The 16,136-nt window shown below is 33.5% G+C and carries 15 protein-coding genes; 6 read left to right on the top strand and 9 right to left on the bottom strand.

Annotated features, from left to right (window positions below; all coding sequences use genetic code 11):
• Positions 1 to 39 precede the first annotated feature (39 nt).
• The 5 genes from H2O64_RS01145 to H2O64_RS01125 form a co-directional block, all read right to left on the bottom strand.
• Entirely contained in the window at positions 40 to 927 is an 888-nt protein-coding gene (locus H2O64_RS01145) for a GLPGLI family protein (protein ID WP_187560294.1), read from the bottom strand.
• 141 nt (positions 928 to 1,068) lie between these two features.
• Positions 1,069 to 2,253, bottom strand: coding sequence for an aspartyl protease family protein (locus H2O64_RS01140; protein WP_187560293.1), 1,185 nt, complete (start codon positions 2,251 to 2,253; stop codon positions 1,069 to 1,071).
• Positions 2,254 to 2,257: 4 nt separating this feature from the next.
• Positions 2,258 to 3,115, bottom strand: a complete 858-nt coding sequence (locus H2O64_RS01135) for a GLPGLI family protein (RefSeq protein ID WP_187560292.1) — start codon at positions 3,113 to 3,115, stop codon at positions 2,258 to 2,260.
• Positions 3,116 to 3,256: 141 nt separating this feature from the next.
• Entirely contained in the window at positions 3,257 to 3,823 is a 567-nt protein-coding gene (locus tag H2O64_RS01130) for a TlpA family protein disulfide reductase (protein WP_187560291.1), read from the bottom strand.
• Positions 3,824 to 4,112: 289 nt separating this feature from the next.
• Positions 4,113 to 4,763, bottom strand: coding sequence for a bacteriocin fulvocin C-related protein (locus H2O64_RS01125; protein WP_187560290.1), 651 nt, complete (start codon positions 4,761 to 4,763; stop codon positions 4,113 to 4,115).
• A gap of 192 nt (positions 4,764 to 4,955) precedes the next feature.
• Here H2O64_RS01125 and H2O64_RS01120 point away from each other — a divergent pair, with 192 nt between their 5' ends.
• Positions 4,956 to 6,437, top strand: a complete 1,482-nt coding sequence (locus H2O64_RS01120) for a sensor histidine kinase (RefSeq protein WP_187560289.1) — start codon at positions 4,956 to 4,958, stop codon at positions 6,435 to 6,437.
• A complete protein-coding gene (locus H2O64_RS01115) occupies positions 6,434 to 7,117 on the top strand; it encodes a response regulator transcription factor (RefSeq protein ID WP_187560288.1) in 684 nt (227 codons plus the stop codon). The genes H2O64_RS01120 and H2O64_RS01115 overlap by 4 nt, the downstream gene beginning before the upstream one ends.
• 70 nt (positions 7,118 to 7,187) lie before the next feature.
• Here H2O64_RS01115 and H2O64_RS01110 read toward each other — a convergent pair whose 3' ends face one another.
• On the bottom strand, positions 7,188 to 7,769 hold the full coding sequence (locus H2O64_RS01110) for a hypothetical protein (RefSeq protein ID WP_187560287.1): 582 nt from the start codon (positions 7,767 to 7,769) through the stop codon (positions 7,188 to 7,190).
• Positions 7,770 to 7,777: 8 nt separating this feature from the next.
• On the bottom strand, positions 7,778 to 8,347 hold the full coding sequence (locus tag H2O64_RS01105) for a hypothetical protein (RefSeq protein WP_187560286.1): 570 nt from the start codon (positions 8,345 to 8,347) through the stop codon (positions 7,778 to 7,780).
• Positions 8,348 to 8,669: 322 nt separating this feature from the next.
• On the opposite strand from H2O64_RS01105, the gene H2O64_RS01100 reads away from it, so the two are divergent.
• Both H2O64_RS01100 and H2O64_RS01095 read left to right on the top strand, forming a co-directional pair.
• Positions 8,670 to 9,461, top strand: a complete 792-nt coding sequence (locus tag H2O64_RS01100) for a hypothetical protein (protein ID WP_187560285.1) — start codon at positions 8,670 to 8,672, stop codon at positions 9,459 to 9,461.
• Between the two features lie 77 nt (positions 9,462 to 9,538).
• Positions 9,539 to 10,153, top strand: coding sequence for a deoxynucleoside kinase (locus tag H2O64_RS01095; protein WP_187560284.1), 615 nt, complete (start codon positions 9,539 to 9,541; stop codon positions 10,151 to 10,153).
• A 60-nt stretch (positions 10,154 to 10,213) separates the two neighbouring features.
• On the opposite strand, the gene H2O64_RS01090 is transcribed toward H2O64_RS01095, so the two are convergent.
• Positions 10,214 to 10,456 carry a hypothetical protein gene (locus tag H2O64_RS01090; protein WP_187560283.1) on the bottom strand — a complete coding sequence of 81 codons (243 nt, stop codon included), beginning with the start codon at positions 10,454 to 10,456 and terminating at the stop codon, positions 10,214 to 10,216.
• 162 nt (positions 10,457 to 10,618) lie between these two features.
• On the opposite strand from H2O64_RS01090, the gene H2O64_RS01085 reads away from it, so the two are divergent.
• Together H2O64_RS01085 and H2O64_RS01080 are read left to right on the top strand one after the other, a co-directional pair.
• A complete protein-coding gene (locus H2O64_RS01085) occupies positions 10,619 to 13,123 on the top strand; it encodes a M48 family metalloprotease (RefSeq protein ID WP_187560282.1) in 2,505 nt (834 codons plus the stop codon).
• Positions 13,124 to 13,129: 6 nt separating this feature from the next.
• Entirely contained in the window at positions 13,130 to 13,621 is a 492-nt protein-coding gene (locus H2O64_RS01080; RefSeq protein ID WP_187560281.1) for an SAM-dependent methyltransferase, read from the top strand.
• A gap of 114 nt (positions 13,622 to 13,735) precedes the next feature.
• On the opposite strand, the gene H2O64_RS01075 is transcribed toward H2O64_RS01080, so the two are convergent.
• On the bottom strand, positions 13,736 to 16,051 hold the full coding sequence (locus H2O64_RS01075; protein WP_187560701.1) for a sodium-translocating pyrophosphatase: 2,316 nt from the start codon (positions 16,049 to 16,051) through the stop codon (positions 13,736 to 13,738).
• Between the last annotated feature and the right edge of the window lie 85 nt (positions 16,052 to 16,136).

The following is a 16,136-nucleotide window of genomic DNA, read 5'->3' as shown; positions in this document are numbered from 1 at the left end:
GTTTTTTTTCTTCTGATTAGTTGCTGGTGAGGCGAAGATTTATCCTCTTCCGCCTCGTCCTCCACGACCGCCGCGTCCACGATACATGTCGCGCATTTCTTGCATTTTCGTTTTTACAATTTCGTTGTATTCTTTACGTGTAACTTCTTGTCCTTTTGTTGGTTCCTCAATTGGGTCCTTTTCTTCTGGATTCATTACAATTTTAGAACATAAAATCGTTGTTTTATATGCGTTTACTTCTAAAATTAATCCTGGCAATCCCCAATATTCTCCTGGACCTTGATTTACAGGAATGTCTAAAGTATACCAAGCTGTTACTAAGATTTCCTTTGGAATTTCAACTTGACTAAACGGATCTTTTGCAGCTTTTATAGAATCTTGTTTTTTCTCTTCAGCCGTTTTGTCTTCATCTTTTTTACGATCTCTTCGACGCATACTCGTGAAATCTAGTTCGTCTACTTTTTTTAGTGCCGTTGCTTTAAAACAAAGGTATTTTCCAATTTGCTTGGTTTCGCCTTCCATTTTCCACTCTAGTTTTGGCAAACTGTCTTTGATTAAGAATTTTTTTCCAAAGAATTCTTTCGATTCCATGAGCACACCTTTTTGAACATCTTTGTATTGTCGTCCTTGTGTAAAGCTTCCCATCATCATTCTACCAAATCCACCGCCTCCGCCTTGTCCTGGCGCTGAAATTTTTTCTTCTTCTTTATATACAGAAGCAGTTCTTCCAAAATCTAATATGTATACTTTTTCTAAGAAGCCTTTCATGCGTTCTTTAATTCGCTTTTTCTGTTCTTCTGATAGTTCTCTACCGCCCCAATTCGTCTCCATGGTCGTTTTAGATTGGTAGTAAGCTTTTCCTTGAAAATTTTGAGCGAATACATTAACTGTACATAAAAGTAAGCTCCAAAGTAAAATACGTTTCATTTATTAGGTCTTTATGTGTTTTTATAATTCTTGTCATGTTAGTACATAACAGGGTAAAAAGTTACACTTTTAACTTTATTTAGACCTTTGTTTTCTCTTTAAGTTTAACTCTATTTTGTTAAGGTTTTCTTAAAATGACAGCTAAATGAGTCGTTTCAAGAAAATTATGACGGTTTTCACTTCGCCTTTTTCATCTTTTAGTTTGAGTTTCACACTTGTATCTTTCTGCTTTAACAATTCACGACACTTGCGTGTATCATTCACTACAACTTCATCAATTTCAAGCAATTGATCGCCTTCTCGAATTCCTTTTTGGTATGCTTCAGATACTTTTACGACATTTGAAATTTTGATTTTATCCGCTTCTTTTTCTATCGAAATGCCACTTCGTGGAAACTCAAATTCGTTTGCGTAACTTTTGTTGGGTTTTAGATAGATTTTTTGATTTTTATAATCTAAAATAATATGAAATCGTTGAATGATTTTTACACCCAAAATTCCTGCGTACGCTTCCGAAGCCATCACACCCGATGTACTGTTTGATAAATCGATTGGCATTTCACCAAATTTAAAATCTCCCAATTGTACATTTGTTACGTTTCCAATTTTAAAACTTGAAGAAGTCGTTAAGCTTTCCGCTTTATTTTCAATTGTTTTTCCAATGAGCGTTTCTATATTGTTCGCTTTTACAAAAGGCGTATTGAGTAAAAAGGTCATATTTGCGCCAGAATCGAATAGAAAACTTCCTTTAAATTTTTTGTTATTTTTTAGTGTAAATTCAAGTTCAACTTGCGGAATAGACGCATAACCTAATGATACAGGCAACATTTTATATGCATCCACAGCTGCGATATCATCCACATTTTTATACAGTTTTATTTCTTGCTGATCATAATCAATGTGAGTTACATAGTGTTGCATAATGTTATAGCCAATGATTCCATCAATTCTTTGATTGCCGCGTTTCGACAATCGATCTAAATCGACTAATACTACATGCGCATCTGCTAACGTAATATCTTGAATGTGCAATTTTTGAGACAAAGCAATGTTATACATTTCGGTTCCTGCGGCGCCTGCTGCTGGTTGTTGATAGTCAGCAGTTATGCCAATTTCCTTCGCTACTTTTTCATCCAATACGGCTGTAGACGCGCCAGTATCAAAAACGAAATTCAGTGGTTCTGCATGATCATTCACTTTTACTTTGATGTACATTAATCCATCACTCTCAAAAGGAATCGTAGCTACTTGTGCTTGTAGTGCTGCTGTAAATCCTAACAAATAGCTTACAAATAGTACGCAATGATATTTTAGGTGAATTTTCATATTTTTATCCTCTAATTTCAATTCTCATACCATCTTCACCATCTCTGCGATTGCCACGGTAACGTTCCATCATTTCTTTTGACTTTTTCTCCATGATTTTTTCAAACGCAGCCTGATTCACTTTTTTACCTTTTGTTGGTTCTTTGATCGTGATTTTATCTTTCGGGTTTAATACAATTTTACTGCAAACAATTGTTTCTGTTCCATCGTTTACTTCCAGTATCAATCCTGGCAATCCCCAATACATTCCTGGACCTGTATTCACTGGAATGTCAAGTGTATACCAGGCTGTAATGGTAATGGTCTCTTTGGTTCTTTTTGGTTCGTCATCAACAGTATCATTGATAGAAGTTGATGTCATTCTTTCAATTTCCGTCGTACGCGTTGCCTTGTAACATGTGTATTGCCCAATAAATTTTGTTTCGCTTTCTAGTTTCCAATCTTTCTTCTCTAAAGAATCTTGAATTAAAAATACCTTTCCCATGATATCTTCTTTGTTCGCATAGCGCTTTTCCTTGGTGTTTTTGTATAACGCTTTCGATTCACTATCGCCCATTACCATAATCATCATTCCGTCATTTCCAGGTGCTGGCGCCGCCAATTTCCCTTCTTGTTTATAAATAGATTCTGAAGCATTGAATGTAAGTTTGTATTCTTTTTGAAATTGCTTTTGCAACATTGCATTTAGCTTTTTTTGCATGTCTTCATTAATTCCTTGACTTTGCGCCATGCTATCAATTTTAATGTCCATTTTACGACTTGTTTTATAGGTTGCAACACCTTGAAAATCTTGTGCGTTGAGAAAAGCATTTACAAGCATAAAAACGAATAAAATGACCGTTTGTAAATAGTTGTTTTTCATAATTTTTGTTTTCTAATTTGATGATACAAATATGATCTAGAAAAATTTAGCTAATAGTTAATGAACGTTAACGAGTGTTAAACACAAAAAAAAGTCTTCACAAATAACTGTAAAGACTTTATAAATGTATGTGTTTATTTTTTATTCTAAAAGATTCTGAATAACATTTCGGGTATTTGTTAGCACAATTTTTTTATCAGTTTCCATATCGCCCAAGTAGCGAATCGTATCATTTTTTATGATTAATAAATGTGGAAAACCATTGATTCCTAAACTATCGCGAATCATTTCAAACTTTTCAGCAAATAGGGTTTCGTAATCATAATTCAATCGCTTGATCGTTGCCAATGTTTTTTCGCGTGTATCATTTTTTAACGGCACATTTGCGCTATAAAATTGGATTTTGTCATTTCCTTCAAACTCTTGTTTGAGTTTTTCAAATTCAGGAAATTTACGAAAACAAACTGCACAAGATGTTGACCATAAGTCTATAATCGTTACTTCATTAGTAAAATTTACTTTTTCTTCGTTTAATGTATAGAATGATATTTTTGGCAACTTTGTATTAAGGTCTGCATAAAAGTTTCTTAAATAGTGTCCTGTATTTGGCTTAATTAGAAAAGTTAGAAAGAATAAACTTATTGCTAGATATAAGAATTGTATTTTTTGTTTTCGAGCCCAACTTCCCATAAAAACAAATAGTGGCATGAAAATTAAATAAAAAATGATAGATGTTACTTTTGCGTTTTCAATACCTAAAATTAAAACTGAAAGTAAGCATAACTCCATCAAAAATATAAAGCTAATATTTCTAACTGTTGATTGATTTTTTTTAGCAAATACAAAACCCAAAATAAACAATGATATACTAAATAAAGGAAATGTATAGCTGAATCTACCATTACACAAAGTAGCAATCAAGATATATATAGTTAATCCTAAAATAGAATTCAGAAAGTATTTTAGATATTTTTTCTTTTTATTTGTCATTATTTTTTTATCCTAAATCTGGTCTACAAAGGCTGACACATTCATAAAAAAATAGAAAACCACAACCCGTTTCTGTTTTATCACAAGCACCATCTCTCCCATCACAAGGTCCATCTAAACAACCTAATCCCCAATCACAGTCACAATCTGGTTTTGGATCGGGATCTGTAAAAACTGGATCACCATCACCATCTCTTGCAACGATGATTCCACTTCGGTCAATGTTTTCTAAATAACCAAATGCGCTTACAACAAAGCGTTGTGTCCAACCGAATTTTTGTATTCCTGTTTCACGCAAACTATTCAGATAACCTGTTTCCTTATGTGTGATAGGGCTTGAAAAATCTTTTTTGTTCACAAATTCTTGAAACTTATTCATCAATGCACGCTCACCATCACTCAAATCTAAGGAATTTATTTGCACGAATTTATCTTGCCAAATTTCTTTTTTCTTGTCAGCCGATAAAGCTCTGTATATTCCACGCTGTTTTTCTTTAGAATAGTTAATAATGTCTGCACGATTCATCAGTTGAATCGCTTTTAAATTTTCTTTTACGAAAGCATCGACGCTTTCATCGCAACTGTAACAAACTTCTTCTTGGTTGCAACCAATTAAGAAAAATTGCGCTACTAAAATCAGTAAAATTGTTCTTTTCATTCTTAATTATTTTTAATAATATTATTTTTTCCAGCATCAATATATAAAAATAAACATATTTTTCCTACTTTACTAAATTATTTTTCTGTCATAAAATCGTCATTTCTAAAAAATAGTTTTTTTGTTAACGAGTGTTAAGCGATTGTTGTAATTATAAATAACTCCTTACTTTTGAATTGTAATTACAATAGTATGCAGCAAAAACAATCTTCTTGGGTTTTATACGGAATCATCGCTACGATAGCGATTACGATTGCTGTACAAGTATATTGGAATTACAAAAATTATCAAGTCAACAAACAACAGTTTATCAATCAGGTTCAGATTAGCCTGGATAATGCTGTAGAAGCGTATTATGCAGATTTTGCCAAGAATGAAAAAGTGATGATTTTCAGTAGTGGTGATTCTATGGAACATTCTGAAGTGATTCGTAATATAAAGTTTGATTCGATATTTAAACGTTTTGGACTTGATATTGAGAATTATCGCGATTCTGCAACTATTATTATTGATGATAGAATGCAAAGGCACAATGGAGGTTTTGATGGAGATTCACTGGTTGTTTCTGGAAAAGCCAAGATTATCAATAGATTTCCACGTTCATTTGGATCACAAAAAAGAGATAGCATTCGTTTGTTTGATGAAATTTCATCCTTATATATTTCTATTACTGCAGATTCATTAGATTTTAAAAAACTACAATCTTTTTTAGCGACTGAGTTTGATCGAAAACAAATTACGGTTCCATATCGCTTGAATCAATATGTTGCCAAAACGGTTATTCATACCGTTAGTAATGAGCAACTTCCGAAAAAATTCTTAAAAACAAATGCGAAATCAGCATACTTGAGACCTGGCGAAAAGCTAGAGTTGCAATACGCTAATATTTCTAATACAGTATGGAAAAAAAGCATGTTTGGAATTTTACTTTCAACCTTACTTTCATTGGCAATTATTACGTCTTTGCTGTATTTATTGCGCGTGATTCGACGACAAAAGCAATTGGCGGAAATAAAGAATGATTTGATAAGCAATATTACACACGAATTTAAAACGCCAATTACCACAATTTCAACTGCTTTGGAAGCTATTCAACATTTTGACGCTTTAAAAAACCCTGAAAAGGCACAAAAATATTTAGCGATTTCGGACAAGCAATTGAAAAAATTACACCTTATGGTGGAAAAGTTATTGGAAACTGCCACATTGGATAGTGAAAACTTATTATTACAAAAAGAAACGGTAGATATTGTTGATTTTGTTCAAAAAATTACTGAAAAACAACAAGCACTAACCACAGAAAAAACGATTCGTTTTAGCAGCAATACAGAACATTTTTCCACAGATGTAGATCTTTTTCACTTTGAGAATGCTATTAACAATTTAATCGATAATGCGCTGAAATATGGCGGCGATCAAATTGAAGTGAATGTTACCAAAATACTTGAAACTGTTGAAATTACCATTACAGACAATGGCGAAACGATTGACAAATCACAGCGCGAAAAGATTTTTGATCAATTTTATCGAATTCCAAAAGGAAACACACACGATGTAAAAGGGTTTGGAATTGGACTCTATTACACAAAAAAGATTGTAGATAAACACAACGGAACCATTCAGTTAGTGCCAGCTACAAAACATACTATTTTTAAAATTACACTGCTCGGATGAAAACAGCTAAGATAAAACTGCTCTTGGCAGAAGACGAACCCGCGTTGGGACAGATTGTAAAAGAAAGCTTAGAATCGCGCGATTTTGAAGTGTTTTTGTGTGAAAATGGCGAAATAGCGTATGAAATCTATCAAAAGGAACAACCCGAAATTTTAGTATTAGATGTGATGATGCCCAAGAAAGATGGTTTCACGCTTGCGCAAGAAATTCGACAGGAAAATCCAACGATTCCGATTATTTTTTTAACTGCAAAATCACAAGTAAAAGATGTGGTTGAAGGTTTTCAACACGGTGGAAATGATTATTTGAAGAAACCATTTAGCATGGAAGAATTAATCGTTCGGATTCATGCGTTGTTGGATAGAATTCACATAAAACAAGATCATACGCAAATTCCGATTGGAAAGTACATTTTCAATCATACGCAACAACAATTAATTTGGGATGAAACGTCTGTACAATTGACACATCGCGAAGCAGAATTATTATTTTATTTATCCGAAAAACGAAATGATGTCTTGGACAGAACCTTCATTTTAAACAAACTTTGGGGCGATGATGACTTTTTCAACGCACGAAGTATGGACGTTTTTATTTCAAAACTTCGCAAGAAACTGAAAAGCGATCCTGAAATTCAGATTGTAAATGTGCGCGGTTTTGGGTATAAGTTGATTTGTTGAATGTGAAATTAAATGATTCAACAATTGAAAACGAACTACATTTTCGAATTACCAAATTAATTTTAGTTCATCATTTTTTTGTTGTAATAATGATGACACCATTTATTGCTCTAATTCCATATATTGTATAAGCAGCTTGTTTTTTCAGTATGCTTATGCTTTTAATTTCACTTTTTTTAACCTGATTTATTTTTGAGGAAATTTCATTTCCACGAAGTGGAATTCCATCTAAAACAAGTATTGGATTTGCATTAACTTGTCCAGATTTTAATAAAGAGTTAATCGTGTTAGTGATTAATTCATTATTAATATTAGCGTAATGTTTTAAACCGAGTGATTCATCTTTAAAAGGAATAAGTTGTATAACCTTTTGATTGATATTAGAATTTATATTTTTTTTTGCTGCTAACTTATTTAGTACTTTAATTGATGTAAAATCTTTAGTATCAACGATATTTAGAAATGTTAAATCTTCCATTGAAATTTTTAGAGTATCAAGATAAATTGGTGTTTTATGACTCGCATTTCCAGATTTAATTTCTTTGTTAATAATACTTACTAAAGATCCTTCACCATTAAAGTTTGGAATTAATTTTCTTGAACAAGAGATCAATAATAATGTCGTAAAAAAAATAAACAGGTTCTTTTTCATAATATATTTTAAAATTTCTTTTTTGAATTATAAAGGTCTTTAGGTGGTTTAGATTTTATGACGACTCCCACTTTTTTATCAATGATTCCATATTTTCGACTAAGTTTAGTACTATCAATAATCTTTATGCTTTTTAATAATGTTTCATCAATAAAAGATAATGTTCCTTCAAAATCTTCTTTTAGAATCTTTTTGTTCAAAATATATTGAATTTCACTGTCTTTATACATATCAATCATTTCATTATATTCGTCTGAAAGAGCCTTAAATGTAGATTGAAACTTATTTATGGCATACGTTTTTGTTTGAACCGTAATTACGCCGTCTTTGCCGTTTTCATTGAATAAATCAGTTGCTTCTTTACCATAAATAATTGATAAGGTTGATATGTCAGCTTTATTCAGTGATACAAAAGTCTTTTGATCGACAGGTTCTCCATTGACAACAAAATATGGATTTGGACCAAGTTCTTTAACGGCTTGATTAGTAGTTTCTTTTAATGATAGCGTCTGTGATTTACAGCCAACTATTAATAACAAAAGAATACATGAAAAAAAATTACGAATAGAGTTCGGCATATTTATATTAAGATCAGGGTTTTTTACTTGTTTTTTTGATAATAACCGAAACTACTTGTTTTTTAACGAACTTCAAAGCCATTGTGAGAATTTTTAAATTATTATGTTGAGACATTGATAAGCTTTTCTAAACTATTCTCGATACAATTTTTTTATCTATCTCGACTGCGCTCGATATGACAAAAAAATCACTCGAATTGACGTTTGGGCATTACATTTTCAAATCAGCGCATTTTCAAATTATCACATTGCGTAATTTTCAAATTGACACATTAAAAAATTGTTACACCAACTATGGCGCATTTTTTGTAATTTGTCAACCATGAAAAGTTTCATCCTTTATATTTTCTTGTGTTGTTCTACGATACTGTTCGCACAGAAAACAATTACGGCAACTTTGCAACAGCAAGATAGTTTGTTAGTTGACCGATTTATTGAAGTGGATAATTTTGGTGCTTCGTATGTAATTAAAGATAATATCTTAATCAAGCGAAAAGACACAAAATCATGGCAATACAATAACTTTCAGTTAGGCGATATTACTTCCGTAGATATTTTAAATCCGCTGAAAATCACATTGTTTTATGAAGATTTTAATACCGTAATTGTACTCGACAATACACTGAATGAAATTAGACGCATAGATTTTAATGTAATTGGCGAATTCAAAAACCTGGCAGCAGCCACTACCGCAAACGATCGAAATTTGTGGATTTTTGACACGAATACGCAACAATTGGAAGTGTTTAATTACGTTCAACAGAAAACGCATGTTAAAAATCTTCCGATCTCAGAGAAAATGATCACGCTGAAAAGCAATTATAATTTTTGCAGAGTACTAACAGAAACTACCTTATACACCTATAATATTTATGGAAGTTTGTTATCGCAACAAGAATTGACAGGCGTCACAGATTTTTCCATGACCAACACAGAAGTTATTTTTTTAAAGGATGAACAGCTTTATTTTACCAATAGTGAAGACGTTTATCTTATAAATGTACCGTCTGACAGAATTGCTATAAAACAGTTTTCGCTTCACGATGATATCTTGTATATTTACGACGGAATTGTATTGTATCAGTTTCAACTAAAAAAACCAACAAAAGAATAGATAGAACGAATATTTTTAGAATATAGCTCAAAATCCAGTAGTTGTATTGTAAAGCGAACACCTAATCACAGAATCACATGCACGTTGCAATTGCAGGAAACATTGGCGCAGGAAAAACAACTTTAACAAAACTATTAGCAAAACATTACCGTTGGGAACCACATTTTGAAGATGTCGTAGACAATCCGTATTTGGATGATTTTTACACACAGATGGAACGTTGGAGTTTTAATCTTCAAATTTATTTCTTAAACAGTCGTTTTAGACAAGTATTGCAAATTCGCGAAAGCGGAAAAAAAATCATTCAAGATCGTACGATTTATGAAGATGCAAATATTTTTGCACCAAATCTTCACGCCATGGGTTTGATGACGAATCGCGATTATGAAAATTATCAATCCCTTTTTGAATTGATGCAAAAATTGGTAGATCCGCCCGATTTATTGATTTATTTACGTGCCGATATTTCTACGTTGGTTGCGCAAATTCACAAACGTGGACGCGATTATGAGAATTCAATTAGTATTGATTATTTGAGCAGATTGAACGAACGTTATGAAGCTTGGATTTCAAAATATGATCAAGGAAAATTATTAGTTGTTGACGTTGATAATTTGGATTTTGTAGATAATCCGGAAGATTTAGGAAGCGTAATCAACAAAATTGATGCAGAAATACACGGATTGTTTTAGCACAATTTCAACATAAAACACAAAAGCCATTCTGTACAGAATGGCTTTTTTTTTACTTTCCTAGCAAGCATCATGACAGGTTCTGCAATGAATTGGATCACTCACAGGATGATTATTTGTGATGCAATATCCGCAGGTTTGTCCACTACAATTATTGGTATACGTTCCACCGCCGCCGCTTCCGCCGCCGCCATCATCAGTTGTATCATCGTATGGAGGTATATATCCTCCATTTACTTTTGATAAGTCCGAAACTTTGTTTTTCCCTAAAGCTAACTTCGCGATTAATTTCTTTTTTTTCATGATTAAATTGTTTTGTTTGTTAATAATTGACTTCAAGTTACAATCTTATCAGCCTGACAATAAGCATTTAACCATACCATTTATACGCGTATACACGAAAAAACAGCAGTTCTGCTAAAAATTGTTTATTTTTCTATTCTCAAAAGTTATTTCTGTAGATATATGCTCAACTTTTTTAAAGGTTCAAAAGATAAAGACGAAAAAACCATTGCTAAACTGTATGTTTCCGATGGTTTTTCGGTTCACGATTTAAAAATTCCTTTGGTTACTTTTTTTGAAACAACATCAAAAACGGAGCTAGCTGTTAAGAAAATTACGAATGGTTTTACAGTTGACACAGATGTTACTACGGATGAAAAAAAAGGCATTATTGCAACTACACGATTGCAATGCATCCAGAATTCAACCATTATTTATGTCATTGCGGAACAGGTAGAAATTGACCTTTCTTCTTATAAAGAAACAAAGAAAGCGGCAGATTTCGATTTGAAGAAACAAGCGTTTTTTATACACTTACAAACCTTTTTACTGAAGCTGCAAGATGATCATTTGTATGCGCTCAAAAACGAAGAAGTCATTTCATATGTACAAGTACTCGATTTAGAAACGCAGAATTTTATTTTTCATCAGTTGCAACTGAAAGAATATGTTTTGAGTATTTTGGGAATTAGCGAAGTAACGCTTCAAGATGCAGAAAAGGAACTTCCAAAACATACTTCTTGGCATTTTGTACTGACTTCCAAACGAACGTTTCTCCTTGGAAAAATACCAGATTATAATATGCTATTGCTTGACATTTCTAGCGAAAGTTTTACACTTGAAGATAAAACAGGGAAAGATTTAATTACAACAGATTCACTGTCTTTTTACACCGAATTCATGAACGATACGTTGTATCATGAAATTTTACCTGTGCTTGAAAATACAGGAAATCGCTTGGGGATTTTTGGAGATATTTTAGTTAAAAAATACAATAAGAAAGAAGCACATTTACAGCTAGCTTCACGCTTGTTTCAACTGCAAAGTACAACGACAGATTTGTTGTTGAATGAATTGAAAGCAGATTTAATTCCGCTGTTAAAGCGATTAAAAGTAGATGCAGAAAAGCCAGAAAAACTATTGGAAGTTTTTACAAAACACGCAAATGCACATGAAACTTTTGGCGAGAATTTAATTATGATTGTGAACGATTGGAAACTTTCATACTACGAACAAAAGAAAGTATTAGCGATTTTACAACCACTTCAAAAAAAGACAACTGCCAAACATACGATTGCTTTTCATGAGCATTTTTACCAATTGTTTATTGAGAAAGAAAAGAAAGCTGAAATTGTGTTTGAGTTCAATCTGAATTATGCAAAACACTTGAATAATTCAGAACGATTTACAGCAGCTATTTCTTTATATAGAACAATTTACGAATCGCTTCCGGATGATAGTATTGTAGATTTGTTACCGACAAACACGACCAATCTTTTGGAAGGCGAAGGTGGGCAACAGTTGAAAATTACGATTTTGGAAGCTATGTTGAATATTCAAAAAGAACTCAATGAAGATGTTTCTGAAACCATTCACAAACTTGCGGTATTACAACCATTATTACATGCGCGAATTGACGCATTAGCCTTACATGAAAAACATCAACAGAAAGCAAAAACAATCCAAGAAATATTAAGCGCGAAAGATTTAGTAACGCATAAAACGGAAGTTACAAACGATTATCAACGGCTGGAAAAGAAAGAAGTACTGAAAGAAGTTGTGCCAAGTTGTTTTCAAAATGCCAAAGGTTTTTTTGACTCGTTGAACAATTTTATTGCCGCGTTGAATCCGCCAGATTATGAAGCGGTGATTTCTTTTTCAGATCGATTAAACGCTCATAATCACCCAGAAATTATAGAACGCATTACGGCAATTTGTTTCGCGTTGCAGATAAACGTTCCTGAATGTTATATTGGTCGCGGAACATATTCTACTTCTGTAATTGGTGTAGAAGGAAAACCATCTTTTTTGATGATTGGAATTGACTTTTTAGACCCAAAAAGCCTTCGACATTTAGAAGTGAATGCCTTGACGTTTTTAGTCGCAATTGAATTGGCGCATATTTATTTTGAACATTCAAAAATTACCTCAACAGATGTTTGGCGTGGTGCTGCCAATAAAGGATTTACCGTTGTAAATATGTTGTTAACCGTATTGCCTTTTGTGGGGAATATTGGCGCTATTTTTGGAAACATTGCGAATATTGAAAAGTATGGGAAAATCATCAATCGTGTGGAACAAGTTGCCAATGTTGCTGAGAAAGGACAAGGAATTATGGAAGTAACTGAAAAGTTTAATTTGAATCCTTTTAGCAAAGACAAATCGCAAGCAAATGATTCACAAAATTTACTGATTACTTCGAGATTGATGGAAATTGTGGCAGATAAAGTTGCGCTGCTCTTCGCTGATGACTTAAAAGCTGCTGTTAAAGGTTTGTTGGCAGGAATGACTACTTTTGAACAAGATCATCCTATTATTTCACAATATGGCGTAGAAGCCTTTTTAGCACGCACCAACGAAACAGGCGAGTTTGTACATCAAGAATTAATTATCCGATTGAAAAGCATGTGCGCTTTTTACTTGTCGGATACATTCGAAACCTTAAAAAAACAATTATATACTAGTTAAATTTATATGAGTTCACCAACCATTTTTACGTCATTAGGCGAACCTTACGAGCTAACGCCAGACGAAGTAGTGTTAGAAAAATTACGTCTTTTAGATTTGAAAGATGGAGAACTCCTTTTTGATTTAGGTTGCGGCGACGCTCGAAGTTTGATTGCAGCTTCAAAAATGGCAAAGGTAACCTGTGTTGGTTATGAAATTTTGCCTGTTGCATTGAAAGCTGCTGCTGAAAATTTAAAAAAAGAAGGAAATTTAGATTCCATAGAAATTAGAGCGGAAGATTTTTTCAACGCCGATATTTCAAAAGTGGATGCACTTATTTTATACTTAACCCGAAATATGTTAGGAAAAATTTCATTGAAGTTGGAAAACGAATTGCCTGTTGGTGCACGTATTGTGACACATGATTTTGATATTCCTGCTTGGGAAGCGGAGAAAGTGGTTAATTTTATATCGCGTAAAGCAACGCCTTTTACATTGTATTTGTATCGGAAAAAGTGATGAGATCTCGCTTTTCAGCGAGATTATTTCAATACACTTTTTAATAGTGTATTGAAAAACAAAAAGGCTGTAATTTTTCAATTACAGCCTTTTGAATATATACGTTTGAATTTTTTATAAATTCTCTTCTTTCATTGTAATCACGTTCAATGCGACATCAGTTTTTGCAGCTTCTTCAACATTTACTTGAATTACGTTTTTGTTTACTTCTTCTGCTGTTTGCGTTTCTTCAGCGTGCCCTCCTAAGATTGGTGCAATTACCAATCCAATTAAACATGTTAATTTGATTAAGATGTTCATTGATGGACCAGACGTATCTTTGAAAGGATCTCCAACAGTATCTCCAGTTACAGCTGCTTTGTGTGCCTCAGAACCTTTGTATGTCATTTCTCCGTTGATTTCAACACCAGCTTCAAATGATTTCTTAGCGTTGTCCCAAGCTCCACCAGCGTTGTTTTGGAAGATTGCCCAAAGTACACCACTTACGGTAACTCCTGCCATATATCCACCTAACATTTCCGCGATTGCTAAATTGTCCATTCCAAAAATCATTGGAATAAAAGCAATTGCTAATGGGAAACCGATTGTTAATAATCCTGGTAACATCATTTCTTTTAAAGATGCTTTCGTAGAGATTGCTACACATTTGTCGTATTCTGGTTTTCCAGTTCCTTCCATAATTCCTGGAATTTCTTTGAACTGACGACGTACTTCTTCTACCATTTCCATCGCTGCTTTTCCTACTGCATTCATTGCTAATGCAGAGAATACTACTGGAATCATTCCTCCAACAAATAACATTGCTAGTACTGGCGCTTTGAAAATGTTGATTCCGTCAATTCCAGTAAAGGTTACATACGCTGCAAATAAGGCTAATGATGTTAAAGCTGCAGAAGCAATAGCGAAACCTTTTCCTGTGGCTGCTGTTGTATTTCCTACTGCATCTAAGATATCAGTACGTTCACGTACGATTGGTTCTTGTTCACTCATTTCAGCAATTCCACCCGCGTTATCCGCAATAGGTCCGAAAGCATCAATTGCTAACTGCATTGCTGTTGTTGCCATCATTGCTGAAGCTGCTAAAGCAACTCCGTAGAATCCTGCTAATGCGTATGACGACCAAATTGCACCTGCAAATAATAATACTGATGGGAATGTAGAAATCATACCTGTTGCTAAACCTGCAATAATATTTGTTCCTGCTCCGGTAGATGATTGTTGTACAATTTTTAAGATTGGGCTTTTACCTAATCCTGTATAATATTCTGTGATTGATGATATAACTCCACCAACAAATAAACCAACTAAGGTTGCATAGAATACACGCATAGAGTCTATAACTACTGGTACAGCCTTTCCTGCATCATCTAAGTTTTCACCGAAGAATTTCATTGAGATTGTATCTGGTAACATATATTTTATTAATCCGAAACAAGCTAATGCTACAAGTGCAATAGATACCCAGTTTCCAATATTTAATGCGCCCATTACTTGTTTTTCTTTGGCATCATTACTTTTTATTTTCACCAACATGGTTCCGATCAAAGAAATAATAATTCCAACACCAGCAATTGACATTGGTAATAATACAGGTCCAATTCCGTCAAAACCTTTGTCAACAATATTTCCGCCCATATCACGAATGATATAGTTTCCTAATACCATTGCTGCTAATACAGTGGCTACATACGAACCAAATAAATCGGCTCCCATTCCTGCTACATCTCCTACATTGTCTCCAACATTATCAGCAATTGTTGCTGGGTTTCTTGGATCATCTTCAGGAATTCCTGCTTCTACTTTTCCAACTAAATCAGCTCCTACATCGGCAGCTTTTGTATAGATTCCACCACCAACACGTGCAAATAATGCAATTGATTCCGCTCCAAGAGAGAATCCTGCTAGTGTTTCTAGTACAATTGTCATGTCGCCAGTTGACGTCCATATTCCTCCCATAAAGTATTGGTAGAATATGATAAAGAATCCTGTGAGTCCTAAAACTGCTAAACCAGCAACTCCAAGTCCCATAACTGTTCCACCACCAAATGATACTTTTAAAGCATTTGGTAAGCTTGTACGTGCTGCTTGCGTAGTTCGCACATTAGTTTTGGTTGCTATTTTCATTCCGATGTTTCCTGCATACGCAGAGAATACAGCTCCAAATATAAATGCGATTACTATTAACCAGTGTGTTGTTTCCACAAAGACAGATACAGCAAATAAAGCGATACTTACTATTACTACAAATATTGCTAGTAAACGATATTCTGCATTTAGGAAAGCCAACGCTCCTTCATATATATAATCAGATATCTCTTTCATTTTTCCGTCGCCGGCATCTTGCTTCATTACCCAAGATTTTTTGATAAGCATGTAGACTAAGCCTAATGCAGCCAATGCTATTGGCATGTAAATCATCATTGATTCCATATTTTTGTTTGATTTGTTATTTAGCGGCGTAAATGTAACAAAATCAAGCATAAAAAAAAACCTTCTAAATAGCTTTAGAAGGTTT

It is taken from the genome of Kordia aestuariivivens, assembly GCF_014397005.1.
Lineage (GTDB): Bacteria > Bacteroidota > Bacteroidia > Flavobacteriales > Flavobacteriaceae > Kordia > Kordia aestuariivivens.
The sequence above is the reverse complement of the archived record's forward strand: the minus strand, read 5'-3'. Positions and strand labels throughout refer to the sequence as shown.